The sequence below is a fragment of the Micromonospora coerulea genome (assembly GCF_016598485.1).
GTDB lineage: Bacteria > Actinomycetota > Actinomycetes > Mycobacteriales > Micromonosporaceae > Micromonospora > Micromonospora coerulea.
Genome location: NZ_JAEMUW010000010.1, coordinates 58279 through 84989, shown reverse-complemented (window position 1 = coordinate 84989; position 26711 = coordinate 58279). Strand labels below are relative to the sequence as shown.

Sequence of the window (26711 nt, the reverse complement as noted above, 5' to 3'; positions counted from 1 at the left end):
CCGGGGCCACGTCCCCGGCGATGGGAGAGCCGATGTCCGTCTCGCATCCGGTGTTCGCCCGGCTCTACGCCCGGGCCAGTGTGACCATGGACCGGGCCGGCGCGGCCGCCCACCGGCGCCGGCTGGTCGCCGGGCTGACCGGCCGGGTGATCGAGGTGGGCGCCGGCAACGGCCGGATGTTCCCGCACTACCCGCCGACGGTGCGCGAGGTACTGGCGGTGGAGCCGGAGCCCCGGCTGCGGGCCGCCGCGCACGCCGCCGCGGCCGACGCCCCGGTGCCGGTCACCGTGGTCGCCGGGCTCGCCGAGGCGCTGCCGGCCGCCGACGCCTCCGCCGACGCGGTGGTGCTGTCGTTGGTGCTCTGTTCGGTACCCGACCAGGCGGTCGCCCTGCGCGAGGCGCGCCGGGTGCTGCGCCCGGGTGGGCAGCTGCGCTTCTTCGAGCACGTGGTCGCGCAGACCCCCGGGTTGCGCCGGGCGCAGCGGTGGGTCGACGCGACGGTCTGGCCGCTGTTCTGCGCCGGCTGCCACACCGGGCGGGACACCGTCGGCGCGATCGGCGCCGGCGGCTTCACCGTCGTCGAGCTGGACCGCTTCCGCTTCCCACCGACACAGGTCCCGATGCCGGCGTCCCCCCACGTGCTCGGCACGGCGATCCGCCACTGACCCCGGCCCCGCCCCCCATTCCCGCGCGAGCTCGCAGTCCGGGTCGCCCGTTAGGGATGGAAATGTGAAAGATCCTCTGGGAAGGCGATCGGATCACGGGGTGTGACGGGCGTCAACGTCCCGACATAGGGTCGGTCGATGGCATCTGTCGTGCAGCGGTCGGTCTCCACCTGGCAACAGCCGGCGCCGCCGCCGGCCTCGCCGGCGCGGCGGGCCCTGGTGGACCTGCTCACCGACCGGATCCTGGCGCTGGGCCCCGGTCGCCTGCGGGTCGGCGTCGACGGGTTCACCGCCGCCGGCAAGACCTCCTTCGGGCACGAGCTCGCCGCGCGGATCGCCGCCGCCGGCCGCCCGGTGCTGCGGGCCAGCCTGGACGACTTCAAGCGCCCCTGGCGCGAGCGCCACCAGTACGACCGGCTCTCCGGTCCCGGGTACTACCGCAACGCCTTCGACCTCGCGGCGATCCGCGGCCTGCTGCTGGGTCCGGCCGGCCCGGACGGCACCGGCCGCTGTGTGCTCTGCCTGCGTGACCCGCTCACCCAGCGCGAGCACACCGACGTGGTCACGGCCGCCGCCGCGGACGCGGTGCTGGTCGTCGACGGGGTCTTCGCGTTCCGCCCCGAGCTGGACGAGCTCTGGGACCACCGGATCTGGCTGGCGGTGCCCGCCGAGCTGTCGGTGCGCCGGGGGACGGACCGGGACGCCCACCGGGAGGGCGCCGAGGCGGCCGAACGGCTGCACCGGGACCGCTACCTCGCCGCCGCGCGGGTCTACCTGGCCGAGGCTGACCCGGTCGGCCGGGCCGACCTGGTCGTGGACAACGCCGACTTCGCCCGACCGCGGCTGCGGCGCGGCTGAGCGCTCGGCGGGACCCGTCCGGCCCCCCCGGCGTCGCCGCTCGCGCCGGGCGGGAAGACGCCGCGCGGGTGTGTCGTTGTGGTCCACGGACGCCCTCCCCGCGCCCGGCGGCCGTACGCTCCACGACCGGGAGCGGGCCCGGCGGGAGCGACGCGAAACGGCGTACCCGGACCGGTGCCACGGCGTTGTCACAGCGCCGGGCTAGGCTCGCTGCGGCGCGCCGCCCGTGGCGATCAAGTCGGTGAGCGGCACCACACCGCCGAGACCTGGGAGTACGACCAGTTGACCGCACAGCCTGAGACCCTGTACGGGGCCGACGACCTGACCCACCTCGAGGGCCTGGACGCCGTTCGCAAGCGCCCCGGCATGTACATCGGCTCGACCGACAGCCGTGGCGTGGGTCACCTCGTCAACGAGATCCTCGACAACTCCACCGACGAGGGTGTCGCGGGTCACGCGACCAAGGTCGAGGTGATCCTGCACGCCGACGGCTCGGTGCAGGTCGACGACGACGGCCGGGGCATCCCCACCGACGTGCACGCCAAGTCCGGCATCTCCGGCGTCGAGCTGGTGCTCACCCGGCTGCACGCGGGCGGCAAGTTCGGCGGCTCGGGCTACAAGACCTCCGGCGGCCTGCACGGGGTGGGCGCCTCGGCGGTCAACGCGCTGTCCCGGCGGTTCGACGTCACGGTCCGCCGCGCCGGCAAGGTGCACGCGATGTCGTTCCGGCACGGCGTACCGGGGATCTTCGACGGCCCCGGCCCCGACGCGGCCTTCACCCCCGGCCCCGGCCTGCAGATCGTCGGCGCGATGAAGCGCCGCCAGCGCACCGGCACCTCGATCCGGTGGTGGCACGACACCCGCTACTTCGAGACTGGCGCCCGGCTGGACACCGAGGCCGTCCGGCTCAAGCTCCGCAACACCGCGTTCCTCGTCCCCGGCGTGGCCTACCTGCTCCGCGACGAGACGGGCGAGGAGTCGACCGAGGAGAGCTTCCACTTCCCCAACGGTTTGACCGACATGGTGGAGTTCCTCGCCCCGGCCGGTGACCGGCCGGTCTCCGGCACCCTGCTGGTCACCGGCGAGGGGACGTACCGGGAGAACGCCGCCGACGCCAACGGCGTGATGCAGTCGAACGTGCAGCGCCGCGCCGAGATCGAGGTGGCGTTCCGCTGGGGCACCGGTTACGAGCGCACGGTGGAGTGCTTCACCAACACCATCCGCAACGCGCACGGCGGCACCCACCGCAAGGGCTTCGAGCGAGCCCTGGTCCGCACCCTGGCCGATGCGGCCCGCAACACCCGCGGCATGCTCCGCCCCAGGGAGGACGCGCCCACCCTGGACGACGTCCTGGAGGGCATCACCGCCGTGGTGCACGTGCGGCTCCCGGAGCCGCAGTTCACCTCGCAGACCAAGGACGAGCTCTCCACCGCCGGCATCACCAAGGTCATCCAGGGCCTGATCGAGCAGCACCTCAAGGCCTGGCTGGAGGACCGGCGCACCAAGGCCGAGGCGCGCACGGTGCTCCAGAAGATCGTCGACGCGGCCCGGGTCCGGCTGACCCAGAAGCAGCAGAAGGACGCGGCCCGGCGCAAGACCGCCCTGGAGGGCGCGTCGATGCCGGCGAAGCTGGTCGACTGCCGGGCCACCGGGGTGGACCGCAGCGAGCTGTTCATCGTGGAGGGGGACAGCGCGCTCGGCACCAGCCGGATGGCCCGCTCCTCGGAATACCAGGCGCTGCTGCCGATCCGCGGCAAGATCCTCAACGTGCAGAAGGCGAACCTCCAGCAGGTGCTGGACAACGCCGAGTGCGCGGCGATCGTGCAGGTGCTCGGCGCCGGCTCGGGACGCACCTTCGACCTCTCCGCGCTGCGCTACGGCCGGGTGCTGATCATGGCCGACGCCGACGTCGACGGCGCGCACATCCGGACCCTGCTGATCACGCTCTTCGCCCGGTACATGCGCCCGCTGATCGAGGCCGGCCGGCTGTACGCCGCGATGCCGCCCCTGCACAAGATCACCACCAAGGGGCGCAACCCGCAGACCGTCTACACCTACACCCAGGCCGAGATGGCGGCGACGGTCCGCAAGCTGGAGAAGTCCGGCAAGCAGATCGTCACCCCGATCCCGCGCTTCAAGGGTCTCGGCGAGATGGACGCCGACGAGCTCTGGGAGACCACGATGAACCCGGCCACCCGGGCGGTCCGCCGGATCACCCTCGACGACGTCGAGGCGGCCGAGCGGATCCTCGAGCTGCTGATGGGGGAGAAAGTCGAGCCCCGGCGCAACTGGCTCATCGGCTCGGCCGACCGGGTCGACCGCGAGGCGATCGACGCATGACCCCGAACCGTCCCCACCGTCGCGAAGAGAGCTGAACGATGGCACGCCGCAAGGAAGACCGCGCCAAGGCGGACCTGTCCGCCTTCGACCAGGCCGGCGCGCGGGTCTTCGACAACCCGCTGGTCACCGAGGTTTCGGACTCCTACCTGGAGTACGCCTTCTCGGTCATCCACTCCCGCGCCCTGCCCGACGCCCGCGACGGCCTCAAGCCCGTGCACCGGCGGATCCTCTGGTCGATGCACGAGCAGGGCTACCGCCCGGACCGTGGGCACGTGAAGTCGGCCCGGGTGGTCGGCGACGTGATGGGCAAGTACCACCCGCACGGCGACACCGCCATCTACGACGCGATGGTCCGCCTCGCCCAGGACTTCTCGCTCAACGCGCCGCTCATCGACGGGCACGGCAACTTCGGCTCGCCGGACGACGGGCCGGCCGCCGCCCGGTACACCGAGGCGCGGATGTCCCGCGAGGCGATGCTGCTCGTCGGCGAGCTGGGCGAGGACACCGTCGACGTCGAGCCCAACTACGACGGCTCGCTGACCCAGCCGACCGTGCTGCCGGCGGCCTTCCCCAACCTGCTGGTCAACGGCGCGTCCGGGATCGCGGTCGGGATGGCGACCAACATGATCCCGCACAACCTCGGCGAGGTGGTCCAGGCCGCGCGGTGGCTGATCAACCACCCGGACGCCGACCTGGACAAGCTCATGGAGTTCGTCCCGGGTCCGGACCTGCCCACCGGCGGGCTGCTGCTCGGCCTCGACGAGGTGCGCCGGGCGTACGAGACCGGGCGCGGCGTGGTCCGGATGCGTGGCAAGGTCGAGATCGGCCCGCTGGAGGGCAGCCGTGGCCGGCAGGCCATCACCGTCACCGAGCTGCCGTACGGCGTCGGCGCGGAGAAGGTCATCGCGGCCATCACCAACGAGGTCAACAAGACCAAGCGGCTCACCGGCATCGCCGACGTCAAGGACCTGACCGACCGGGAGAACGGCACCCGGCTGGTCATCGAGTGCAAGGTCGGCGTCAACCCGCAGGCGCTGCTCGCCGACCTCTACCGGCTCACCCCGCTGGAGCAGTCCTTCGGCGTCAACAACCTGGTCCTGGTCGACGGCCAGCCGCAGACCCTGGGGCTGAAGGCGCTGCTGGAGGTCTTCCTCGCCCACCGGTACGACGTGGTGACCCGGCGCAGCTCCTACCGGCGCCGCAAGCGCGAGGAGCGGCTGCACCTGGTCGACGGACTGCTGATCGCCCTGCTCGACATCGACAAGGTGGTCCGGCTGATCCGGGGCAGCGACGACGCCCAGGCCGCCAAGGACGGCCTGATGCGCCAGTTCAAGCTCTCCGACATCCAGGCCACCTACATCCTGGACACTCCGCTGCGCCGGCTGACCAAGTACGACCGGATCGAGCTGGAGGCCGAGCAGGAGAAGCTGCGTGGCGAGATCGCCGAGCTCTCCACCATCCTCGACGACGCCAAGGTGCTGCGGAAGCTGGTCTCCGACGAGCTGGCCGCCGTGGTCAAGCAGTTCGGCGCCCCGCGCCGGACCAAGCTGGTCGACGGCGACCTCAAGGAGGTGCTCGCCGCCTCCGCGCCGGCCGGGCCCCTCGAGGTCGCCGACGACCCGTGCCAGGTGATCCTCTCCGCGACCGGGCTGGTCGCCCGCACCGCGGCCGAGTCGGAGGAGGCCGCCGAGGGGCGGCGGCGCAGCGGTCGGGTCAAGCACGACGCGGTACGCGCCGTCGTCCACTCCACGGCACGGGGCCGGGTGCTCCTGGTGACCAGCGCCGGGCGGGCGTTCAAGATCGACGTGCTGCCGCTGCCGGTGCTGCCCGAGCAGTCGGGCACGGTGTCGCTGCGCGGCGGCATGTCGGCCGCCGAGCTGGTGCCGCTGGAGCCGGGGGAGAAGGTGGTCGGTCTGGCGCCGCTGGGTCCGTCCGCCGAGGGCTCGCCGGGGCTGGCCCTGGGCACCCGGCAGGGTGTGGTCAAGGTCTGCGCGCCGGAGTGGCCGGTCCGCTCCGACGAGTTCGAGGTGATCTCGCTGCGGGACGGCGACGAGGTGGTCGGGGCGACCTGGCTCACCGACGGCGGGGAGACTCTCGCCTTCATCTCCTCGGAGGCGTCGTTGCTGCGCTTCGCCGCGTCCGTGGTCCGCCCGCAGGGCGTCAAGGGCGGCGGCATGGCGGGCATCAACCTGCCGGGGGAGGCGCGAGTGGTCTTCTTCGGCGCGGTCCGCACCGACGATCCGGGGCACGGCGAGCCGATGGTGGTCACCTCGACCGGGGCGACGGTGAAGGTGACGCCGTTCGCGGCGTACCCGGCGAAGGGGCGGGCGACCGGCGGGGTGCGCGCGCAGCGCCTCCTCAAGGGCGAGCTGGACCTGACCGTGGCCTGGATCGGCCCGCGTCCGGTCGGTGCGACCGCCACCGGCGACCCGGTGGAGCTGCCCCCGGCCGACCCCCGCCGCGACGGCTCCGGCTTCGCCGTGATGCTCGGCCCCACCGTCGTCGGCCACCTCGTCGACCGCGACTGACCGACCCACCTGCACCCGCAGGAGCTGACCGGCGGCTCACGCCGCCGGTCAGGCTACGTCGGTGGGGCGGAACTGAACGCTGACGCGGGGGCCGACGGGGCGGGCGGTCTTGGGGATGGCGTGTTCCCAGGTGCGTTGGCAGGAGCCGCCCATCACCACCAGGTCGCCGTGACCGAGGGGGAAGCGCAGGCTGGCCCCGCCGCCGCGGGGGCGCAGCAGCAGCGGCCGCGGCGAGCCGAACGAGACGATGGCGACCATCGTGTCGGTGTGCGCGGAACGGCCCGTCGTGTCGCCGTGCCAGGCGACGCTGTCCCGACCGGTGCGGTAGAGGCACATCCCGGCGGTGACGAAGGGCTCGCCAAGCTCGGGTGCGTAGTGCCGGGTCAGCGCCTCCCGGGCCGCGGTCAGCACGTCGTGCGGCAGCGGGCGCCCGGCGGCGTACCAGCAGAGCAGCCGGGGCACGTCCACCTCGGCGTCGTACATGGTGCGGCGCTCGGCCCGCCACGGCACGTCGCGCAGCAGCGTGTCGAGCACCGCGTCGGAGCCGCGCACCCAGCCGGGCAGGTGGTCGACCCAGGCGCCCCGGCTCAGTTGGTGCCGGCGCAGGCCGGCGAGCGGGCCCAGGCTGGGGCCCTGCTCGGTGAAGTCCAGCATCGAGGGCTGGTACGCGACGTCGGACACGCCGCCGATCCTACCAACCGGTCGAACAGGCGTACGAGGATCAGCGGCGCAGCATCCGGCGGACGTGGCCGCCGACCGCCTTGCGCAACCGCTCGCGCAGCTGCTGGGCGCGGTGGGTCTCGATGGTGTCCCGCAGCGTCCGGTTCTGGTCCCGCAGCCACTGGATCCGGGTCAGCAGGTCCTCGGCGGCGGTCGCGGTGGCCGGTCGAACCGCCGGCGGGAAGGTGGTCTCGCGGACGCGCTGGTCGAAGCGGGCGGCGCTGTCCCCGTCGGCGAAGGAGTGGCCGAGGTCGTGCTTGGCGAGGAAGCCGGTGATCGCCTCGAAGCGGGCCTTGTGGCCGTCGTTGAGCGCGGTGTAGTCGGCCTCCTCGTAGAGCCGGGCCGCGTCGACGTCGGCGGGGACGTCGCGCATCACCCGGTGCGGGATGCCGAAGTAACGGGCCAGCTCGAGGGTGCGCGAGTCGTGCGCGAAGAGGTACCCGGGGGTGCCGGAGACCAGCGCGGTGATGGTGCCGTGGATCCGGGTGCCGAAGGCGAAGTCGAACCCGGAGAGGTACTCCATCCACGTCCACGGGTCGACGAACATCCGCACCTTGTCCTCCGCGAAGAGGGGATGCGAGGTGTGCAGCGGGATGTCGCTGCGCTTGCCCCGGTGCTCCGGAGCGTCGCCGTAGAGCAGCGTGCCGAGGGTACGCAGGTCCTGCGGGAGGTAGCGCAGGTTCGGGTAGCGCCGGTGGTGGTCGGCGACGATCCGTCCCATCGAAGAGACGTACGGGGAGATGGTGAGGGCGATCCGGTCCTCCGGACCCAGCGTCGGCTTGGTCTTCTCGATCCGGAAGGTGTCGCCGTGCAGGAACATCGACGGGCAGCCGATCTGCTCGACCGCCGAGAAGCCCAGGGTGCGCAGGTAGTCCTCGGTGATTTCGCCGCGGACGCCGATGCTGTGCGAACGGTCGAGCACCGCCCGGCAGAAGGCGCGTACCGGCTCGTCGATCGGGCGCAGGTACTCCCGGTTGCCGTCGACGTCGGTCTGCACGCCGACGCCGAGCACCACCACCGGGATCTTCAGCCGCTCGATCAGCCGGGTCATCGGCGCCAGCCGGTGCGCGTAGCTGCGCCGGAACGCGTTGGCCAGCGGGATCACGAAGACGTCGTACTTCTCGTTGATCTCGTCGGCGTCCGAGGGGCTGGCCCGGAACTGGGAGGGGGTGATCTCCGCCGTCGAGGTGGTGAGCAGCTTGTGCGCGGTGTGGCTGAAGACCAGGTTGCCGGTGTTGTCGCCGATCCAGTTCCGCTCGAAGGTCTCCTCGGGCGTGAGGACGTCGAACGGGCCCTTGCGGGCGCGGAGCAGGATCCGCTGGTGCATTCGGGTGCCCATCTCTCGTCCCCGGGCGCGGCGACACCCGGCGGGGCCGAAGCGGCGCGACCGGCCGGAACACGGCCCCGTTCCGTGCAGGAGCCGAAATCCTAAGCCATCGGGGCGCCGAAGCGGTTCCCGCGTGCCGAGGGCCACGTCGGCCCCGGCGGCCGGGGAGGAGAACCGGTAGGGTGCCCGGCGGCGGCGTCGACCCTCAGGCGCCGTCGTGGGCGGCTTGCTCCGCCCGTCGACCATCCCGGAGGAGGAGACGCGCGTGCTGGTGATCCTGGTGACGGGCGGCTCCCTGGCATGACCGCCGCTCTGACCACCGGCGCCGCGCCGGCCGCCGCCGCCGGCCGCCTGCCGTCGCTGACCGGGCTGCGTTGGGTCGCCGCCCTGCTGGTCTTCGGCTTCCACGTCGGCACCATGGGGATCGTGGCCGAGCCGGCATACCAGGCCGTCCTCGGCAAGCTGTTCAGCCTCGGCCTCTCCGGCGTGGAGTTCTTCTTCATCCTCAGTGGATTCGTGCTGGTCTGGTCGTACCGGGACGGCGAGCGGCCCCGGACCTTCCTGCGTCGCCGGCTCGCCAAGATCTACCCGAACCACCTGCTGACGTGGGCGGTGGTGCTGCTGGTGGGGCTCTGGTTCGCCGACCCGCTCAACGGATGGGCGGCGCTCGGAAACCTGGCCCTGCTGCAGGCCTGGAATCCCACCCCGGGCTACTTCTACAGCGTCAACACGGTCAGCTGGTCGCTCTCCTGCGAGCTGTTCTTCTACCTCTGCCTGCCGTTCGTGCTGCCGGTGCTGCGCCGGCTGCGCCCGGCCGCGCTGTGGGTGGTGGTGGCCGCCGCGCCGCTGCTGATCATCGCGCTCTGGCCGGGTCAGCGGCTGGTGCCGGAGGAGAGCCGCTGGTGGTTCGCCCAGGTCTTCCCGCTGGTGCGGTCCCTGGAGTTCTGGATGGGGGTGGCCGCCGCCGAGCTGATGCGCCGGGGGCGCTGGCGGGGGCCGGGACTGACCGTCGCGAGCCTGATCTTCGTGGCCCTCTGGGCGGTGGCCGCGCAGTGGATCCGGGCGGAACTCTGGGCGGGGCTGCTGGCCGTGGCGTACCTGCTGGTCATCACCGCCGCCGCTGGCGCGGACCTGCGCGGCCGGCGCACCCCCTGGCGGTCCCGGCCCATGGTCTGGCTCGGCGAGGTCTCCTTCGCGTTCTACCTCGTGCACGTCTTCGTGATGATGACGGTGCTGCGTCTGACCGGGCACTGGGGCGTCGGGCTGCGCGGCTGGTGGGGCCCGCTCGCCGTGCTCGCTTTCCTGCCGCTGAACCTGCTGCTCGCCGCCGCCCTGCACCGCTGGGTGGAGACGCCGATGATGCGCCGGCTGGGACCGCCGCGCCGGGCCCGCCCCCAGGCCGCCCCGGTCGCCGCCGCCCCGGTCGAGCCCGGACCGGCCGCCGTGCCGGCCCAGCCCGGACCAGACGCCGTCCGCGCGCCGCGGCGCAGGCCCGTCGAGTACGCCGGGCGGCGCGACCCGGCCTGAGCGGTCTCGCCCGGCCGGCCGGGCGGCGGTGCCCGGCCGCAAAGGATGACGTTTCCGGGTCGCAGGGACGATGGTGTGCGGCCGGCGCGGACGCCACCACGTCGGCGCGGCCGGTGGACGGTGCCGCGGCGCGCGTCCCGGTCTGTCGCCGTGGCGCTGTTGAGGTGAACGTGTTACCGCCCCGCGTCCACACTGGTCAGAGCCGCGATCCCGGGCACGGCGACACGCCCGGCGGCGATGCGGCGCGGCGGCGTCGGCGGTAGCGTGGGACCGTGCTTCCGGTCGCGCTCACCTGTCCGTTGTGGTGGGTGGCGCGCTGGACGGCCCGCATGCTGACCAGCCTCGCCGTGGCGGTCGCCTGCTCGCTCGGCGCCGCCGCCCTGCCCGTCGGCGCGGCCGCGGCCGCGCAGGCCGCCCCGACCGCCGCCGTCGATCCGGCCGCTGTCACCGCCTTCCCATCGGCCGGCCCGGCGCTGCGGACCAACCTCGACGCCCTCGGCGTACCCCGACGGGGTCTCCCCACCGCCGCCGGGCACGCCGCAGCCGTGTCGGCCGCCAGCGGGACCTCGGCCCCGCAGCTCGCCGGGCCGGGTCAGCCGGCGGAGGCGCCGGCCGTCGTGCCGCCCCGGCGGGGAAGCGTCGTTCCGGTCCTCGACCGCCATGCGCCGGTCGGGCGCACCCCCGCGGCCCTCGGCTCCCGGGCCCCGCCGGCGCGCTGACGCCCGGCGGGCACGCCCGCAGCCACTCTCCACCGAACCTCACCCCCGCACCCCGCCCGACGGCCCGGTGGCGCCCGTTCCGGTCGCGCCCCGCCGCGCCGGGGCCGTGCGGACCTCTCCGCCACATCGCTCCCGTGAGGTACCGACCATGCAGACCGTGCTGTACGAGTTCCTGATCGAGGTCCCCCAGGCCGCCGCCATCTGGTCGGCCCTGCTCCTGCTCGCCCTGTCGGTGCTCGCCGCGCTGATCGCCCGCCCGGAGCGGGCCCCCGCGGCGGACGCCGAGCAGGCTCCCGACCCGGCCGCCGAGGAGGCGGCCCGCCTCGCCGATCTGCGCCGCTACGCCGACGAGGTGGCGGTGGCCGCGGCCGGCGCCGCGCAGACCGCCCGTCGCCGGCGGGCACAGTGGCTACGCACCCAGGACGAGGCCGACCGCGCCTGGCGGGCGTACGACGAGGCGGAGAGCGCCGCCCGTCACCTCGGCGCCGCCGCCCCGCTCCCCGCGCCACGGACTCCGCGGACCCCGGCGGAGTACGCCGCCCGGGAGCGCTGGCTGCACCACGCCGCGATGACGGCGCACTGGCGCGGTGACCTGTCCGCGCGGCAGCTCGCCGACGTGCTCGCCCACCGCAACGGATGGGACCCGCGCCGACACCCAGCGGAGCAGGAGATCGTCCTCGCGCGGGTGGTACGCGACGGCCGGCGGGCCGGCTATCGAACGGCGGTCGAGCGGGAGCAGCAGGCCTGGCGAGACGCCGAGTTGGCCGCCGAGGCGGCCCGGGCACTGGCGGTCGAGGCGTACGCCGCGGCGGCGGCGCTGCGCCCGGCCCCGGCCCCGGTCCGCGGCGCGGCGGCGGTCACCCGGCCCCTCGTTCCGGTGCCCGCGGACGCCCCGGCGACCCGTCCAGCGCGCTGGCGGCCCGCGCGAGTTGGCCGAATCGTGACCTGAATGGGGTGAGCCCGGTCACCAAAAGCGGGAAACGGTCAACCGGCTCAACCGGGCCGATCGAGCCCCGCAACTGTGGCCCGCTCGCTACCCGACGTCCGGTTGTGGCCGGTCATAACTGCTCGTCCCATTGAGTCACATCAGTGACCGGCTGTTCCGGTCAGCGTCATGATGACCGAGGTTTACGCAGGTGAGAGCGCTTGGCTTGGCGAGAAGCCACCGGTAGTGTCGGCGCGTCCGGTGCGGTTTCCGATCGCAAGAGGCGACGCCGCGCCGACCCGCTCAATCGTGATTTAACGAACCGGGGACCCAGTGCACGTCCGGGGTGAATCCGCGAGCTACGGCTCGCGGTAGGGCGATCTTCCCGCCCGAATCCGTCAGCTAACCCGGTAGGCGGTGTCGGAAGGAGTTCCATCCTCGTGCAACCCGATCCCACCCCTCGTTCGTCCCCCCGCCTCCACGGCGCCGCGGTGCCGTCGCTCGCCTGATCGCGAGCTGATCCCGGCACTGCCCTCCCGCCCGGTCGACCCGGGCGTCCCCCTGTTTCCGCAGCCCACCCGCCCACGACCCGTCGTCGCGCGTGACGTCTTCCGCGCGTCGGGCCGGTGTGCGCCGCTTTCCCCCGTGGAGGATCTTGTGAAGCACCACCTGAACCGGCAGCTGCGCCGCCTCGCCACCGAGCGGCCGTACCAGATCGTCGCCGGCGCCGCGGCCGCGCTCGTGCTGGCCTCCGGCACCGGCGCCCTGCTCGCCAACGGCGACGACGCGCCCGTCCGCCAGGAGACCACCGCCGCCGTCGCCGAGCTGGCTCCGCGCCTCGGCGACGTGGCCACCCGCAGCCAGCAGCGGATCGCCGCCGTCCCGTCGACCTCGCCCAGCCGCAAGGCGTCGCCGACGGCGACCTCGGCCAAGCCGGACCCGGACCTGACCCGCAAGGCGGCGCCGAAGCCGCCGTCGACCAAGGTCCTGGACTACGACTACGAGGCGCAGACCGCCTACTGGAACTGCGGCCCGGCCGCAGTGCGCAACGCGCTCAGCGCCAGCGGCGTCGAGACCACCCAGGACGCGATGGTCGCCCCGCTCGGCGCCACCGAGAACGGCACCAACTCCGCCGAGGACACCACCCGCGGGCTCAACCAGATGGTCAAGGGCAACCCGTACCGGACCCACATGATCCCCGGCCCGGCCACCCCGGCCCAGATGGACCAGCTCCAGGCCGACGTGGTCAAGGCCATCACCGACGGCCGCGGCGTGGTCGCCAACATCGTCGGCTCCGCCACTGACACCGACGGCGGCTGGCACTCGTTCCCCGGCGGCCACTACATCGCCGTGGTCGGCTACAAGAACGACGGCCGGACCGTCCGGATCGCCGACTCGGCGAACCCGGCGCTCCCCGCCTACTGGATGACCACCATCGACCTCGCGAACTGGATGGCCACCCGCGGCTACTCCGCCTGATCCATTCCGCGTCACCCGTCGGGCACCGGCTCCTGGAGCCGGTGCCCGACGTCGTATGCCCGATGGGGCCGGCCGTCGGCCCTCGCGCGTCGTGTCCGACCGGTGGCACACTGCGCCGTATGGGCGATGAGACGGGTACCCGGCATCTGTTGCTGCTGCACGGCCTGGGCGCCACCGGCGAGGTCTGGCTGCCCTGGGCGCCGCTGCTGGAGCGGCGGTGGGCGGGCCGCTGGCTCGCTCCCGACCTGGCCGGACACGGCTGGTCCCCGCCGTTGCCGGCGTACTCCTTCGCCGGGCTGGCCCGGCAGGTGGTGGAAGGCCTCGGCCCCGTCGCCGATCGGCTGGGGCCGCGGGACCGCCTCGTCGTGCTCGGGCACTCGCTCGGCGGGGTGGTGGCCTTGGCGCTGGCCGCGCGGCAGCTCGAGCTCCCCGTGGACGCCGTGGTCGGGCTCGGCATCAAGGCGGTGTGGTCACCCGCCGAGCTGGACAAGGCCCGGGAGCTGGCCGGGCGGCCGGTCAGTTGGTTCACCAGCCGGGACGAGGCCGCCCGCCGTTACCTGCGGGTCTCCGGCCTGGCCGGGCTTTTCGCCCCGGACCATCCGGTGGTGGACGCCGGGCTGCGCCGCGAGGACGGCCGCTGGCGGCTGGCGATGGATCCCGCCGCGTTCGGAGTGGGGGAGCCGAAGCTGGCGGCACTGCTTGCGGCGACCGACGTGCCGGTGCTGCTGGCCCGGGGCGAGCAGGATCCGATGGTGAGCGACGCCCAGCTCAAGGAGTACGGCGTCCCGGTGGCCACCCTGCCCGGCGTCGGGCACAACGCCCACGTCGAGGACCCGGCGGCCGTCCTCGCCCTGCTCGACCCGTACCACTGACGCGCGGGTCAGCCGAGGTGGTTATATCTGATCATGATGCAGCCCATCCGTCGCCTCGCCTATGAGCTCTACGCCTGCCGTCTCCGCGCCCAGCTGACCCATCAGCCACTGCCGCGCCACGTTGCCATGGTGATGGACGGAAACCGCCGGTGGGCCCGGCAGATGGGCTTCGACGACCCCGGGCTGGGCCACCGGTACGGCGCGGAGCACATCCACGAGGTGCTGGGCTGGTGTGCCGAGATGGGCATCCGCCACGTCACGCTCTTCCTCGCCTCCGTCGACAACATGCGCAAACGCGCATCCGATGAGGTCGAGCACCTGATGCGGATGATCGAGGAGGTCGTCGCGGAGCCACTGCTGCGTCCGACCAACCCGTGGCAGCTCCACCTGGCCGGCCGCGCGGACGTGCTACCCGACTCGACCCGCCACGCCCTGAAACTCGCCGAGGACGCCACCCGTGAGCGGGGTGCCGACTGCCACCTCACGGTCGCCATCGGCTACGACGGCCGCGAGGAGATCGTCGGTGCGGTTCGTGCCCTGCTGGCGGACGAGGCGAGAGCGGGCGCCGCACTCGACGACGTCGCGCAACGCCTGACCGCCGACGCCATCGCGGCGCGGCTGTACACCGGTGGCCAACCCGACCCCGATCTGGTCATCCGCACCAGCGGAGAGCGCCGCATGTCCGGGTTCCTGCTCTGGCAAGCCGCCTACTCCGAGCTGTACTTCTGCGACGTGTACTGGCCCGGCTTCCGGAAGATCGACTTTATGCGCGCCCTGCGCTCCTACGCTGCTCGTGGTCGACGACTCGGGGCGTGACAACCCGGGCGCACCGTCCGACCGGCAGCGGACAGGGGTTCCTAGCTGCTGGCGTCGCGACGGGCTTTAGTGTCCTTTGAGGAGCTAGGGTGGTCGTGTGAGTCTGAAGGAGTGGGCGACGTCGCAGGGCATTGCGTATGTGACCGCGCGGCGGCAGTACGCGGCCGGGGCGCTGCCTGTTCCCACCTACGGCTCGGGCGGCTGATCATGGTCGGCGAGCCGTTGGCTGCCGCGACGCGCGTCAACCCGGCACAGCCACCGCTGGTCAGACCGGGACCGTCCCACCGCAAGGCGGGACTACCGATCACACGCTCGCTAGAGCGCACTGAAAGGTAACGGGGACCCGTCCTGGGCGACGGCGTCCGCGGCCCGAGGCGCTGGCGGGTTCCAGTCCGGTTCGAGCTGCCGGCGGGCGGCGTCCAGGAACGCCTCGGCGTACGACTCGGCGGGGAAGTCACCCAGGTAGCGGCTCCGGGTGGCCCAGCGCTGCGCCGCCTTCGGATCGGTCTCCAGCAGCTCCGTCAGCACCTCGTCCACGTTGGACATGTCCCGGCGCAGCACGTAGCCCGACCGGGCCAGCGGGAACCGCTCGGCGAAGTGCTCGCCGTCGACGCCCATGTCGGTCACCGCGTACGGCTTGCCGGAGTAGAGGTAGTCCGAGATGACCCCGGAGACGTCCGAGACCAGCGCGTCGGACCGGTTGACGCACTCGGTCAGGGTCAGCTCACGGCTGGCCGCCGCGCCCCACAGGTGCGCCCGGCCGGTCTTCGCCCGGTCGGCGGCGAGCAGCTCCGTCAGCCGGGCCAGCTGCCGGGCCGACACCGGGTTCTGCGCCGTGTACGGGTGGGCCCGCAGGATCACCGTGGTGCCCCGGTCGAGCAGCCGGCGGAGCACCGTCTCGGCGACCGGCAGCGAGCAGTAGTTCGCGTCGGCGTGGTGCCCGGTCCAGGTCGGGGTGTAGAGCACCGTCGGGTTCGCCAGCCCGGGGGTGGGCTGCCGGCGTACCTCGATTGCCTCCACCTGGGGGCGGCCGACCACGACGAACTTCTCGGTGGGGATCTCCACGCCGGCCCGGGCGTACCGGTCGATGGCGGCCGGCCCGGCCACGAAGATCCGGTCGAAGATCGCCGAGACCGGGTTGGCGCTGGGGGCCTTGTCGCTGTCGCCGTGGTGCAGCTGCACGTGGGTGAGCTGGGTGAAGCGGATGAAGTGGCTGTTCTTCGCGCCGTGGTTGACGTAGAACGCCGCCCGCAGGCTCGGCACCAGCGCCTCGTCCAGCGCCTTGAGCGTCGGGCAGAAGACCACCGGGGCACTGGTGGCGGCGGCGATGGTCGGCAGGAACTCCGGCTCGCGCAGCAGCACGAGGAACGGCCGGCCGATCTGTTCCAGATACGGCAGCCACATGGTGACCTGGTACTCCGACCCGGGCGGGGCGGAGAAGTAGAGCACGAACTCGGGCCGGTGGCGGCGCAGCGCCCGGCCCACCGGGCCGCCGCCGGCCGGCGGCCGGAACCGTCGGCGGGCCAGGTCCAGGCCGACTGCGGCGCAACCGGCGCCGACCAGCAGGCCGGCGACCAGGGCCACCCAGGCGGGCAGGGCGAGCCCGGCGGCGACCGCGACGAGCCCGAGCAGGACCAGCAGCGCGTCGCCGAGCCGGTCGGCGACCAGCGGCGTCCAGGTGCGTACCGGCAGGTTCGCGGCGCGGATCTCCAGCGCGCCCGCGGCGCGCAGCGGCCCGACCAGCAGGACGAGGCCGAGCAGTACCAGCGCGGTGGCGGCCAGCGCCGGGTCGAAGCCGTCGTCGAGCCGGCGGGCGTACCCGACCAGGATGGCCGCCGCGACCAGGACCGACTCGGCGACGCCGTCGGCGGCCGGCCGGATCCGGCGTTCCACCGCCGTGGCCGCGAGGGCGGCCAGCGCGATCGCCAGCCCCCACCCGGTCGCCCCGGTGAGCGCCACGACGAGGAACGCCAGCACCGCCAGCCCGGTGGTCAGCACCCGGGCGAGCAGCTTCCGGACCAGGTCACCACGCATGTCGGTCGTCCGTTCCGGGTCGCAGGGTCAGGCGTCGACGTCGGCGGGGAGCTGCTCCGAGGGGTGCCCGCCCGGCTGGGCGGGCACCGCCGCGACCTGCTCACCCGGCGCCCGGCGGACGTCGATGACCTGGCCGGTCAGCTCGGAGATCAGCACGTCCAGCGACGCCTGGGCGACCGCCTCGGAGGAGAGCAGGGTGTGCTCCGGCTCCTCGCCGAACGCCTTGGTGCGCATCGGGGTGGCGGTGCGCTCCGGGTTGACGCAGTTGACCCGGACGCCGAACTCGGCCCACTCGTCGGCGAGCGCCTGGGTCAGGTTGACCAGCGCGGCCTTGGTCGCCGAGTAGAGCGCGTACCGGGCCCGGCCCCGGGTGTACGAGCTGGAGGTGTAGAGCAGCAGCTGGCCCTTGGTCTGCTGGAGGTACGGCAGCGACTGCCGGGCGATGGTGACCGGGCCGACGAAGTTGACGCGCAGGAGCCGGTCCATCGTCTCCTCGTCCATCTCCGCCAGCGCCCCCTTCTCCAGGATCCCGGCGGTGACCACCACGTGGTCGATCCGGCCGGTGGCCTCGAAGGCGGTCTTCAGCGCGGCCGCCACGTCCTCGGCCCGCTCGACGTGGGTGCCGGTGGTGGAGCGGCTGAACGGGAAGACCTGGGCGCCGTAGCGGTGGGCCAGCTCGGTGAGGTCGTGGCCGATGCCGTAGCTGCCGCCGAAGACCACGATGGTCCGGCCGGTCAGCTCCTCGGCATAGCTGCGGTGGTCGGTCAGCCGGGGCGCCTGCGCGGCGGCGAGCTGGAAGAGCTTGTCCGCCAGATGCACGTCGACCGGGTGGGTGACCTTGATGTTCTCGTCCGAGCCGTCGATCACCTTGATCGGCGTGCCGGGCAGGTAGCGCAGCACCACGCCGCAGTCGTCGGTGGCGGCGAAGTTCGGGTCGCCCTCGGCCCGGCGGTACGCCTCACGGATGGTGCCCGACCGGAACGCCTGCGGGGTCTGGCCGCGGCGCAGGGTGGCCCGGACCGGGATGTCGGTGATGCAGTCGTCCTCGTCCACCTGGATGATCGTGTCGGCCGACGGGATGGCCACGTCCACCGCCGAGTAGGTCCACAGCGCGTTGACGCACTCGCGGACGATCCGGGCGCTGACCAGCGGCCGCACCGCGTCGTGGAAGAGGATGTTGACGTCGCCCTCGCCCACCGCGTCGAGCGCGATCCGGGTGGTGGCGTTGCGGGTGTCGCCGCCGGAGATGATCTGGCTGACCTTGCGGAAGCCGGCGTTGGCCACGATCCGCCGGGCGTCCTCGAGGTGGCCGGTGGCCATCAGCACGATGATCTCGTCGATCTCCGGCGCGGCCTCGAAGACGGCCAGCGTGTGCTCGATGATCGGCTTCCCGGCGATCTTCAGCAGCTGCTTCGGGATGCCCAGCCCGAGGCGGGTCCCGGTCCCCCCGGCAAGGATCACGGCCACCGTCCGCGAGGGGCGCCAGGGTGCCGGGCTCGCCGGCGTGGCGTCCGGTGCGGTGGTGCGGTCCTGCGTCATTGCCGTTCCTCACTTCTGCGGGGGGATGGGGTTTTGCGCCTGGATGACCGGCTGGTGAACTTTGGCCGGCGACCAGAAAACCTTAACGCGTACGCCGGAGCGCACCGACCGGGGCGGCCCCGGCCGGTGCGCTCCGGCGGACTACTTCTGGCCCTCGTACGCGTTGCAGACCTCGTCGGTCGGGCCGTCCATCTTGAGAACGCCGCCCTCCAGCCAGAGGGTCCGCTCGCAGGTGTCCCGGATCGAGCTGATCGAGTGGCTGACCAGGAAGACCGTGCCGGCGCTCGCGCGCAGCTCCCGCACCCGCTGCTCGCTGCGGGCCCGGAACTTGCGGTCACCGGTCGCGAGGGCCTCGTCGATGAGCAGCACGTCGTGCTTCTTCGCGGCGGCGATGGCGAAGCGCAGCCGGGCGCCCATGCCGGAGGAGTAGGTCCGCATCGGCAGCGAGGCGAAGTCGCCGCGCTCGTTGATTCCGGAGAACTCGATGATCTCCGGCGCCAGCCGCTTGACCTCTTCGGGGGACATCCCCATGGCCAGGCAGCCGAGCACCACGTTGCGCTCGCCGGACAGGTCGTTGAGCAGCGCCGCGTTCACGCCGAGCAGCGACGGCTGGCCCATCGTGTAGACCGCGCCCCGGTTCACCGGGAGCAGCCCGGCGATCGCGCGCAGCAGGGTGGACTTGCCGGAGCCGTTGCTGCCGATCAGCCCGATCGCCTCGCCCTGGTACGCGGTGAAGCTCACGCCCTTGACCGCGTGCACCTCACGGATGTTTGGGGCGTTGGTCCGGGACACGATGCGCTTGAGGGCGGAGACCGGGCTGGTGCCGCCGGTGGCGCCCTTGTGGATCCGGTAGACCACGTGCACGTCGTCCACCACCACGGTGGGGATGCGGCCCGGGTCCGTCGCGACGGCGGCGCCCGCCGCCTGGGTCTGGTCAGCCACGGCCGTACTCCTCTTCTCCGCGCCAGAAGTAGACGAACCCGCCGATGCCCATCACGACCGCCCAGGCGGCGGCGAGCAGCCACAGCCGCGCCGGGGACGAGACCAGGTTCGACTGGTTGGACTCGAGCAGCGAGTAACGCGCCAGCTCGATGAAGACCAGCGGGGGGTTGGCCTCCAGCAGGGTCGCCGCCCAGGACGGCAGGTGCTCCCGGAACAGGGCGACCGGGTAGAGCACGCCGGAGGCGTACAACCAGGTCCGCATCACGAACGGCATGACCTGCTTGAGGTCCGTGATCTTCGAGCCGAGCCGGGCCATCACCATGGTCAGCCCGACGTTGAAGATCGACTGGAGGAGCAGGGTGGGGGCGATCAGGAACCAGCGGAAGGTGAGCGGCTCACCGGTCAGCAGGACGATGCCGGCCAGCACCACCATCGACATCAGCAGCTGCTGGAACTGCACCAGCGTGACGGTGATCGGCAGCGCCGCCCGGGGGAACTGCAGGGCCCGGATCAGTCCCAGGTTCCCGGTGATCGCGCTGGTGCCGTTCTGCACCGCGGTCTGGGTGAACATGAAGATGAACACGCCGGTGCAGAGGTACGCGATGAAGTTCGACATGTTCCGGTGCTGGGACAGGATCACGCCGAAGATCAGGTAGTAGACCGCCGCGTTGGTGAGCGGGGTCAGCACCTGCCAGAGCTGCCCGAGCTGGGTGTTGCTGAACGACGAGGCCACCTTCGCCCGCGAGTACGCGGTCATGAAGTGGCGGTACGCCCACAGCTTGCGGGTGTACTCGGCCAGGGGTGGGCGTTCCCCGGCGATCCGGAGCCCGTGCCGCTGCGCGAGCTGGGCCCGGGTCAGCCCGGAGTCGGGGTCGGCCACCGCGGTGTTGGCCATGGTCAGGCGCTCCGATCTTTCGTGCCGATGGGGAGCTGGAAGATGTGTCGCGGCGATGAAATCTAGCGTGGCCAGTGCGTGGAGCCCGCCTCGCTGTGCGTGGAAGGTAGTCCAAAACACGTCGGGACGCAACCGTACCGTCGTTGCGCTACATTGTCCCACGTGACGACCGAGAAGAGGCGTGCGCCGGCCGGTGCGGCGGTGCTGCGCGGCGAGATAACCACGGCCATCCGCGCTGCCGTCATGCAGGAGCTGGCCGAGGTCGGCTACGGCCGCCTGTCCATCGAGGCGGTGGCCCGCCGGGCCGGGGTCAGCAAGACGGCGGTCTATCGCCGGTGGCGTTCGAAACTCGACCTGGTGCTGGACATGGTCTCCGCCGTGGCCGGGCGCAACCTGCCGCTGCTGGACACCGGCAGCCTGCTCGGCGACCTGGAGATCCTCCTGCACGTGATGGCCCGTGCGCTGCGTCACCGGGTCGCCTCGCAGATCATTCCCGACCTGCTCGCCGAGGCCGCCCGCAACCCGCAGATCGCCGAGAAGCTCCAGCAGGCGCTCGACGACTACCAGCAGGCGGTCGGCCGGATCCTGATCGGCCGGGCGGTCGAGCGGGGGGAGCTCTCCGCCGACACCGACGCGCGCGCGGCGGTCGACCTGATCGTCGGGCCGGTCTACTGGCGGCTGGCCATCGCCCGTGCGCCGATGCGGACCGAGGAGGTGCCCCGAATGGCGGCCGCGATCGTCGCGGCGCTCCGGGTAGCATGCGTGGGGCCTGTCCGCGACGAGGTGGAGATCTGACCCCCGCTACGCGTCGTCCGTGGCCGGATTCGCCGAGCATGAACATCCGGAGACGACTGGCCGGACAATCACCGCGATCAGCTCTCTCCGTCCATAACCCGCTACCATCCCCCGGAACCCCCCAATGAGTATTTTGTCGACAGGAGGAAGCCCCATGGCTGGGCCGCACCCAGAGTTCATCCCCCCAGCACGACCGATCATCGGTGAGGCCGAGATCGAGGCGGCTGTCCGGGTGCTGCGGAGCGGCCGGGTCGTGCAGGGCCCGGAAGTCGCGGCGTTCGAGGAGGAGTTCGGCGAGCTCGTCGCCGGCCGGCACTGCGTGGCCCTGAACTCCGGCACGTCCGCTCTGCAGCTCTCCCTGATGGCGCTCGGCTTCGGCCCGGGCGACGAGGTGATCGTGCCCTCGTTCTCCTTCGCCGCCAGCGCCAACGCCGTCCGGCTGGTCGGCGCCGAGCCGGTCTTCGTGGACATCGAGCCGGGCAGCTTCTGCCTGGACCCGGAGGCGGTCGCCGCCGCGGTCACCCCGCGCACCGTGGCCATCATGCCGGTGCACCTGTACGGCCACCCGGCCGCGATGGACCGGATCATGGCCATCGCAGAGCGGCACGGCCTCGCGGTCGTCGAGGACGCCGCCCAGGCCCACGGGGCCAGCCTGCACGGCACCCCGGTCGGCGCCTTCGGCACCGCCGGTTGCTTCAGCTTCTACCCGACGAAGAACATGCACGCCCTCGAGGGCGGCATGGTCACCACGGCCGACCCGGAGCTGGCCCGCACCCTGCGGCTGCTGCGCAACCAGGGCATGGAGCAGCGGTACGCCAACGAGATCGTCGGCGCCAACATGCGGATGACCGACGTGGCCGCCGCGATCGGCCGGGTGCAGCTCGGCCAGCTCGGCGAGTGGACCGAGCAGCGCCGGGCCAACGCCAAGTACCTCGACTCCAACATCACCGGCATGGTCACCCCGCCCGTGGCGGACGCCGCCAAGCACGTCTACCACCAGTACACGGTGCGGGTCCGGGGCGACCGGGACGCCGCCCAGGCGCGCCTGACCGAGCTGGGCATCGGTAACGCGGTCTACTACCCGACCCCGATCCACCGGCTCAAGCCGTACCTCACCGCCGACGGCCAGCCCGGCCCGTGGGAGCTGCCGGAGACCGAGCGGGCCGCCGCCGAGGTGATCTCGTTGCCGGTGCACCCGTCGCTGAGCCAGGCCGACCTCGAGCGGATCGCCGAGGCCGCGAACCTCGCCGGGGGTGCCCGATGAGCGGCGGTCGTAAGCTGCGCGCCGGCCTGATCGGCCTCGGCGCGATGGGGCGCAACCACGCCCGCGTGCTGTCCAACCTGGACGGCGTCGAGCTGGTCGGCATCGTCGACCCGGCCGGGGACACCACCGGCACGCTGCGCGCCCCGGTGGTACCGCAGCTCGGTGACCTGCTGGCCATGGGCATCGACTACGCCGTGGTCGCCTGCCCGACCGCGCTGCACGAGCAGGTCGGCCTGGAGCTGGCGGCCAACGGGGTCTGCGCGCTGATCGAGAAGCCGCTGGCGCAGTCGGTCCAGGCGGCGACCCGGCTGGTCGAGGCGTTCGAGTCCGCCGGCCTGGTGGCCGGGGTCGGACACATCGAGCGCTACAACCCGGCGCTGCAGAACCTGCGCACCCGGCTCGAGGCCGGCGAGCTGGGCGAGGTCTTCCAGGTGGTCACCCGCCGCCAGGGCCCGTTCCCGCACCGGATCGCCGACGTGGGCGTGGTGATGGACCTCGCCACCCACGACATCGACCTGACCGCCTGGGTGACCGGGCAGGAGTACACCTCGGTCTCCGCCCGCACGGTCTCCCGCAGCGGCCGGCTGCACGAGGACATGGTCGCCGTGGTCGGCCAGCTCGCCGACGGCACGATGGTCAACCACCTGGTCAACTGGCTCAGCCCGCTCAAGGAGCGGTCCACCGTGATCACCGGTGACCGGGGCTGCTTCGTGGCCGACACGCTCACCGCGGACCTGACCTTCTACGCCAACGGCGCCATCGACACCGAGTGGGAGGCGCTGCGCGCGTTCCGCGGGGTCGCCGAGGGCGACATGGTCCGCTACGCGATCCCGAAGCGGGAGCCGCTGCTCGTCGAGCACGAGCGGTTCCGCGACGCGGTCGAGGGCAAGCAGAGCGACATCGTCACGTTGCGGCAGGGTCTGCGCACCGTGCAGGTGGCCGCCGGGCTCCTGGAGTCCGCCTCGATCGGCAGCGTCGTCACGGTCGCCTCGACCGGCAGCGACCAGGAGCCGGCGCTGCGATGACCCCGGCGCCGGCCCAGCGGATGGTCGCGGCGGTGGGACGGCAGGTACCCCGGCGGATGCGCACAGCGCTCCGCCGGGCGGCCGGCGTCCTGCCCTGGACGCACACCTCGGTGCGGGCGGCCTGCGCGCTGCCCGACACGGTCCCGCTGCTGGTACACGCGGGACCGCTCGCCGTCGACCGTGGCCTGTGGGGCATGGTCGACGCCCTGCCCCGGCTGCCCGGCGTCCACCTCGCGCTGGTCTGCGCCGCCGGTGACCGGCCCGTCGCCAGCGAGGCGCTGCGCCGGGCCGGCGAGCTCGGCGTGGCCGCCCGGCTGCACGTGGTGCCCCGGCCCCGCCGGATGACGCCGGCGTTCCTCGCCGCGGCCGACGTCGCCGTGTTCGGCTTCGAACGCGGCGAGGGCGACCGGCCGCTGGTCCCGGCGGTGCTCGACGACTACCGGGCCGCCGGGCTGACCATCGTCGCGGGCAACGCGCGGGCCGTCCGGGAGTACCTGATCCGGCACGCGGCCGGCGAGGTGTTCGCACCCGGCTCGCTGCCCTCCTTCGTCCACACCGTGAGGCGGGCCCAGGACCGGGCGCTGGAGACGGCGGCGGCCTGGCCCGCGCCGCCCCGCATCCCTGGCCAGCCCGGGCCCTGGCGCCCGCTGGGCGCCGGGCCGGTCCGGCTGGGCCTCGGCACCGCGAACTTCGCCGGTCAGCTCTCCGCGATCGCCGGCGCGATCAGCGCCGCCCGCCCGGACGTCTCCGTCGAGGTGGTGGTCGCCAAGCCGCCGGAGGCGTACCGGCACCCGGCCGACGTCGAGCTGCACTTCCCGGCCGAGCACCACATCGAGGTGCAGCTGGACCAGATCCGCCGGGTGCTCACCGGCTACACACACCTGATCGTGGACGCGTTCCGGCCGGTGCTCGGCCGCCTCAACGGCGAGGACATCTCGGCCGACCTGCCCGCCCTGGAGCGGGCCCGGATCAAGGTTGCGCTGCTGGCGCACGGCAGCGAGATCCGGCACCCGACCGCCCACCTGGAGCGGCACGCCGAATCCGCCTTCCGGGACGCCCCGGCGGAGCTGCGCGAGCGGCTCGTCGCGGTGGCCGAGAAGAACCGGCGGACCGCCGAGGAGAGCGGCCGGCCGGTCTTTGTCACCACCCTCGACCTGCTCGACGACGCCCCCTTCGCGACGTGGGCGCCGATCGTGATCGACGTGGACGCCTGGGCCACCGACCAGCCGGTGCTGGACCGCCCCCGCCCGATCGTGCTGCACGCGCCGTCCACCCGGTGGACGAAGGGCACCGACCGGATCGTGCCCGAACTGCAGGAACTGCACGACCGCGGGATCATCGACTTCCGGCTGGTCGAGGGCATGCCGCACGACCAGATGCGACGGCTCGTCGCCGACGCCGACATCGTGGTCGACCAGCTCGTCATGGGCAGCTACTGCGCCTTCGCCTGCGAGGGCATGGCCGCCGGGCGGGCGGTCGTGTCGTACCTGAGCGAGAGCGCGCACCGGTCGGCGGGCGTCCACCCGCCGATCACCAGCGCCACCCCGGCGACCCTGGTCAAGGCGATCGAGTCGCTGCTCGACGACCGGGCGGCCGCCGTCCGGCTCGCCGCCAGAGGCCCCGGCTACGTGCGCGAGCACCACGACGGACGCCGCACAGCCGCCGTCTTCGACGCGTTCCTCCGATGATCGGGCGATCGTCGTCGACGACGACCGGCTGATCCGGCGCCCGACCTGTTCCGCAGATCCCCTCAGCAAGGAGAAAGCAACCCGATGGAACCAGTCCCGAGCACCGTGGCGCGGCCGACCCGGGGACGGGTGGTGATGCTGGTCGACAACGGGGTCGACGGTGACTCCCGGGTGCAGAAGGCCGCCCGCTCCGCCGCCGAGGCCGGCTGGGAGGTGATCCTGGTCGGCATCCTCAAGGGGCCCGCCACCGAGGAGACCTGGCGGATCGGGGATGCCGAGGTCCGGCTGATCCGGGTGCCCCGGCGGATCCCGCACCCGGTCACCTACCGGCGCGCCCTGCTGCGGCGACCGCTGGCGTACCGGCCGGGACCCGACGGGAAGCGGCGGATGAACAAGCTGCGGGCCTGGCGGGACGACCTGAACTTCCGCCTGTCGGAGATCAAGGTGGCCCGGGAGGCGGGCGGGTCCCGGGGCGCGGAGCTGGCGGGCAAGGCCCGGCTGGCGGCCCCGTACTTCGTCAACCGGGCGCTCTTCCAGTGGGTCAAGTTCCGCTCCCAGGAGCTGAGCCGGCTGCAGGACCGGCAGCAGGACCCGGACTCCACGCTGGACCGGCTGGCCCTGAAGTTCTGGCAGACCACCAAGGGCGACCGGGCCTGGCGCAAGCTCGACCCCGAGCTGTGGGACTTCGAACTGGCCTTCGCGCCGGTCGTCGACGAGCTGGAGCCCGACCTGATCCACGCCCACGACTTCCGGATGCTCGGGGTCGGCGCCCGCGCCGCGCTGCGGGCCCGGGCCGGTGCCCGGGACGTCAAGCTGGTGTGGGACGCCCACGAATTCGTGCCCGGCATCATCGGGCGGCCGAAGAACCTGCGCTGGCTGCCCGCCCAGATCGCCTACGTGCGGGAGCACGCCCCGTACGCGGACGCCGTCATGACCGTCTCGTCGACGCTGGCCGACCTGCTGCGGGAGACCCACGGCCTGGCCGAGCAGCCCGCCGTGGTGCTCAACGCGCCGCCCGGGACGCTCACCGCCGAGCAGCGGGCCCTGCCCGTGCCCGACATCCGGGCGCTCTGCGGGATCGGCCCGACGACGCCGCTGCTGGTCTACTGCGGCGGCATCAACCCGTCCCGCGGGGTGGACATCATGATCCGGGGCCTGACCCGGATGCCCGACGCGCACGTCGCCCTCGTCTCGGTGCACCCGAACGGGAAGGTGCCGATCATGGAGGAACTGGAGGAACTGGCCGCCGAGCTCGGCGTGGCCGACCGCGTGCACCTGCTGCCGTACGTGCCGCACTGGCAGGTGTCGTCGTTCGTGTCCCCCGCCGACGTCGGGGTCATCCCGATCCATCACAAGCCGAACCACGAGCTGGCGCTGATCACCAAGTTCTTCGAGTACGCCCACGGCCGGCTGCCGATGGTGGTCAGCGACGTCAAGACCATGGCGGAGGCGACCCGGGCCACCGGCCAGGGCGAGGTCTTCACGGCCGAGGACCTGGACGACTACCTGCGCGCCGTGCGGGCCGTGCTGGCCGACCCGCAGCGGTACCGGGCGGCCTACGACCAGCCGGGCGTGCTGGACCGGTGGACCTGGGAGGCCCAGGCCCGCGTGATGGACGAGGTGTACAGCCGCCTGCTGCCCGGCCGGCCGCCGCTGCCGCCCGCGGAGCCGGCCACCGGACCGGTGGACCCGGCGGACGATCTGGTCGCACCGCGCCGCTGAGCGGAACAAGAAGGGGCCCGGCCGAGCGGCC

The 26711-nt window shown here is 73.0% G+C and carries 21 protein-coding genes and 1 riboswitch; of the genes, 15 read left to right on the top strand and 6 right to left on the bottom strand.

Features of this window, described 5'->3' with window-relative positions:
- The first annotated feature begins 32 nt into the window (after positions 1-32).
- The 4 genes from I8N68_RS14975 (at position 33) to I8N68_RS14960 (ending at position 6391) form a co-directional block, all read left to right on the top strand.
- On the top strand, positions 33-665 hold the full coding sequence (locus I8N68_RS14975; RefSeq protein WP_200210583.1) for a class I SAM-dependent methyltransferase: 633 nt from the start codon (positions 33-35) through the stop codon (positions 663-665).
- 138 nt (positions 666-803) lie between these two features.
- Entirely contained in the window at positions 804-1523 is a 720-nt protein-coding gene (locus I8N68_RS14970) for a nucleoside/nucleotide kinase family protein (protein ID WP_200210582.1), read from the top strand.
- Positions 1524-1805: 282 nt separating this feature from the next.
- On the top strand, positions 1806-3863 hold the full coding sequence (locus I8N68_RS14965; RefSeq protein ID WP_200210581.1) for a DNA gyrase/topoisomerase IV subunit B: 2058 nt from the start codon (positions 1806-1808) through the stop codon (positions 3861-3863).
- Positions 3864-3901: 38 nt separating this feature from the next.
- Complete coding sequence (locus tag I8N68_RS14960) at positions 3902-6391, top strand: DNA gyrase/topoisomerase IV subunit A (protein WP_200210580.1); 2490 nt, start codon at positions 3902-3904, stop codon at positions 6389-6391.
- A gap of 48 nt (positions 6392-6439) precedes the next feature.
- Here the strand turns inward: I8N68_RS14960 and I8N68_RS14955 are convergent, their stop codons facing one another.
- Positions 6440-7072: an alpha-ketoglutarate-dependent dioxygenase AlkB gene (locus I8N68_RS14955; protein ID WP_200210579.1), complete on the bottom strand. Its 633-nt coding sequence runs from the start codon at positions 7070-7072 to the stop codon at positions 6440-6442.
- Between the two features lie 40 nt (positions 7073-7112).
- Entirely contained in the window at positions 7113-8438 is a 1326-nt protein-coding gene (locus I8N68_RS14950; RefSeq protein ID WP_200210701.1) for a polysaccharide pyruvyl transferase family protein, read from the bottom strand.
- 300 nt (positions 8439-8738) lie between these two features.
- Between I8N68_RS14950 and I8N68_RS14945 the strand changes: the two genes are divergently transcribed.
- From I8N68_RS14945 to uppS, 6 genes are all read left to right on the top strand, one after another.
- Entirely contained in the window at positions 8739-9965 is a 1227-nt protein-coding gene (locus I8N68_RS14945) for an acyltransferase family protein (RefSeq protein ID WP_200210578.1), read from the top strand.
- Between the two features lie 272 nt (positions 9966-10237).
- Positions 10238-10684 carry a hypothetical protein gene (locus I8N68_RS14940; protein WP_200210713.1) on the top strand — a complete coding sequence of 149 codons (447 nt, stop codon included), beginning with the start codon at positions 10238-10240 and terminating at the stop codon, positions 10682-10684.
- Positions 10685-10832: 148 nt separating this feature from the next.
- The gene (locus I8N68_RS14935; protein WP_200210577.1) at positions 10833-11633 is read left to right on the top strand and encodes a hypothetical protein; all 801 of its coding nucleotides are present in this window, start codon (positions 10833-10835) and stop codon (positions 11631-11633) included.
- A gap of 266 nt (positions 11634-11899) precedes the next feature.
- Positions 11900-12041, top strand: a riboswitch (cyclic di-AMP (ydaO/yuaA leader).
- A gap of 213 nt (positions 12042-12254) precedes the next feature.
- Positions 12255-13088: a C39 family peptidase gene (locus I8N68_RS14930; RefSeq protein WP_200210576.1), complete on the top strand. Its 834-nt coding sequence runs from the start codon at positions 12255-12257 to the stop codon at positions 13086-13088.
- Between the two features lie 119 nt (positions 13089-13207).
- Complete coding sequence (locus tag I8N68_RS14925) at positions 13208-13960, top strand: alpha/beta fold hydrolase (protein WP_200210575.1); 753 nt, start codon at positions 13208-13210, stop codon at positions 13958-13960.
- 33 nt (positions 13961-13993) lie between these two features.
- The gene (gene uppS, locus I8N68_RS14920; protein ID WP_307812832.1) at positions 13994-14776 is read left to right on the top strand and encodes a polyprenyl diphosphate synthase; all 783 of its coding nucleotides are present in this window, start codon (positions 13994-13996) and stop codon (positions 14774-14776) included.
- A 315-nt stretch (positions 14777-15091) separates the two neighbouring features.
- On the opposite strand, the gene I8N68_RS14915 is transcribed toward uppS, so the two are convergent.
- The 4 genes from I8N68_RS14915 to I8N68_RS14900 form a co-directional block, all read right to left on the bottom strand.
- Entirely contained in the window at positions 15092-16810 is a 1719-nt protein-coding gene (locus tag I8N68_RS14915; protein ID WP_200210574.1) for a CDP-glycerol glycerophosphotransferase family protein, read from the bottom strand.
- A 27-nt stretch (positions 16811-16837) separates the two neighbouring features.
- Positions 16838-18349: a bifunctional cytidylyltransferase/SDR family oxidoreductase gene (locus I8N68_RS14910; RefSeq protein WP_200210573.1), complete on the bottom strand. Its 1512-nt coding sequence runs from the start codon at positions 18347-18349 to the stop codon at positions 16838-16840.
- A gap of 141 nt (positions 18350-18490) precedes the next feature.
- A complete protein-coding gene (locus I8N68_RS14905; RefSeq protein WP_200210572.1) occupies positions 18491-19291 on the bottom strand; it encodes an ABC transporter ATP-binding protein in 801 nt (266 codons plus the stop codon).
- The gene (locus I8N68_RS14900; RefSeq protein ID WP_200210571.1) at positions 19284-20186 is read right to left on the bottom strand and encodes an ABC transporter permease; all 903 of its coding nucleotides are present in this window, start codon (positions 20184-20186) and stop codon (positions 19284-19286) included. The genes I8N68_RS14905 and I8N68_RS14900 overlap by 8 nt, the downstream gene beginning before the upstream one ends.
- Positions 20187-20348: 162 nt before the next feature.
- Between I8N68_RS14900 and I8N68_RS14895 the strand changes: the two genes are divergently transcribed.
- The 5 genes from I8N68_RS14895 to I8N68_RS14875 all read left to right on the top strand — a co-directional run bounded on the left by I8N68_RS14895 (position 20349) and on the right by I8N68_RS14875 (position 26680).
- Positions 20349-20981, top strand: a complete 633-nt coding sequence (locus I8N68_RS14895) for a TetR/AcrR family transcriptional regulator (RefSeq protein WP_200210570.1) — start codon at positions 20349-20351, stop codon at positions 20979-20981.
- Between the two features lie 154 nt (positions 20982-21135).
- The gene (locus I8N68_RS14890) at positions 21136-22245 is read left to right on the top strand and encodes a DegT/DnrJ/EryC1/StrS family aminotransferase (RefSeq protein WP_200210569.1); all 1110 of its coding nucleotides are present in this window, start codon (positions 21136-21138) and stop codon (positions 22243-22245) included.
- Positions 22242-23270 carry a Gfo/Idh/MocA family protein gene (locus I8N68_RS14885; protein WP_200210568.1) on the top strand — a complete coding sequence of 343 codons (1029 nt, stop codon included), beginning with the start codon at positions 22242-22244 and terminating at the stop codon, positions 23268-23270. Before I8N68_RS14890 ends, I8N68_RS14885 begins: the two co-directional genes overlap by 4 nt.
- A complete protein-coding gene (locus I8N68_RS14880; RefSeq protein ID WP_200210567.1) occupies positions 23267-24958 on the top strand; it encodes a glycosyl transferase family 1 in 1692 nt (563 codons plus the stop codon). Before I8N68_RS14885 ends, I8N68_RS14880 begins: the two co-directional genes overlap by 4 nt.
- 84 nt (positions 24959-25042) lie before the next feature.
- On the top strand, positions 25043-26680 hold the full coding sequence (locus tag I8N68_RS14875; RefSeq protein WP_234039734.1) for a glycosyltransferase family 4 protein: 1638 nt from the start codon (positions 25043-25045) through the stop codon (positions 26678-26680).
- The last annotated feature ends 31 nt before the right edge of the window (positions 26681-26711 follow it).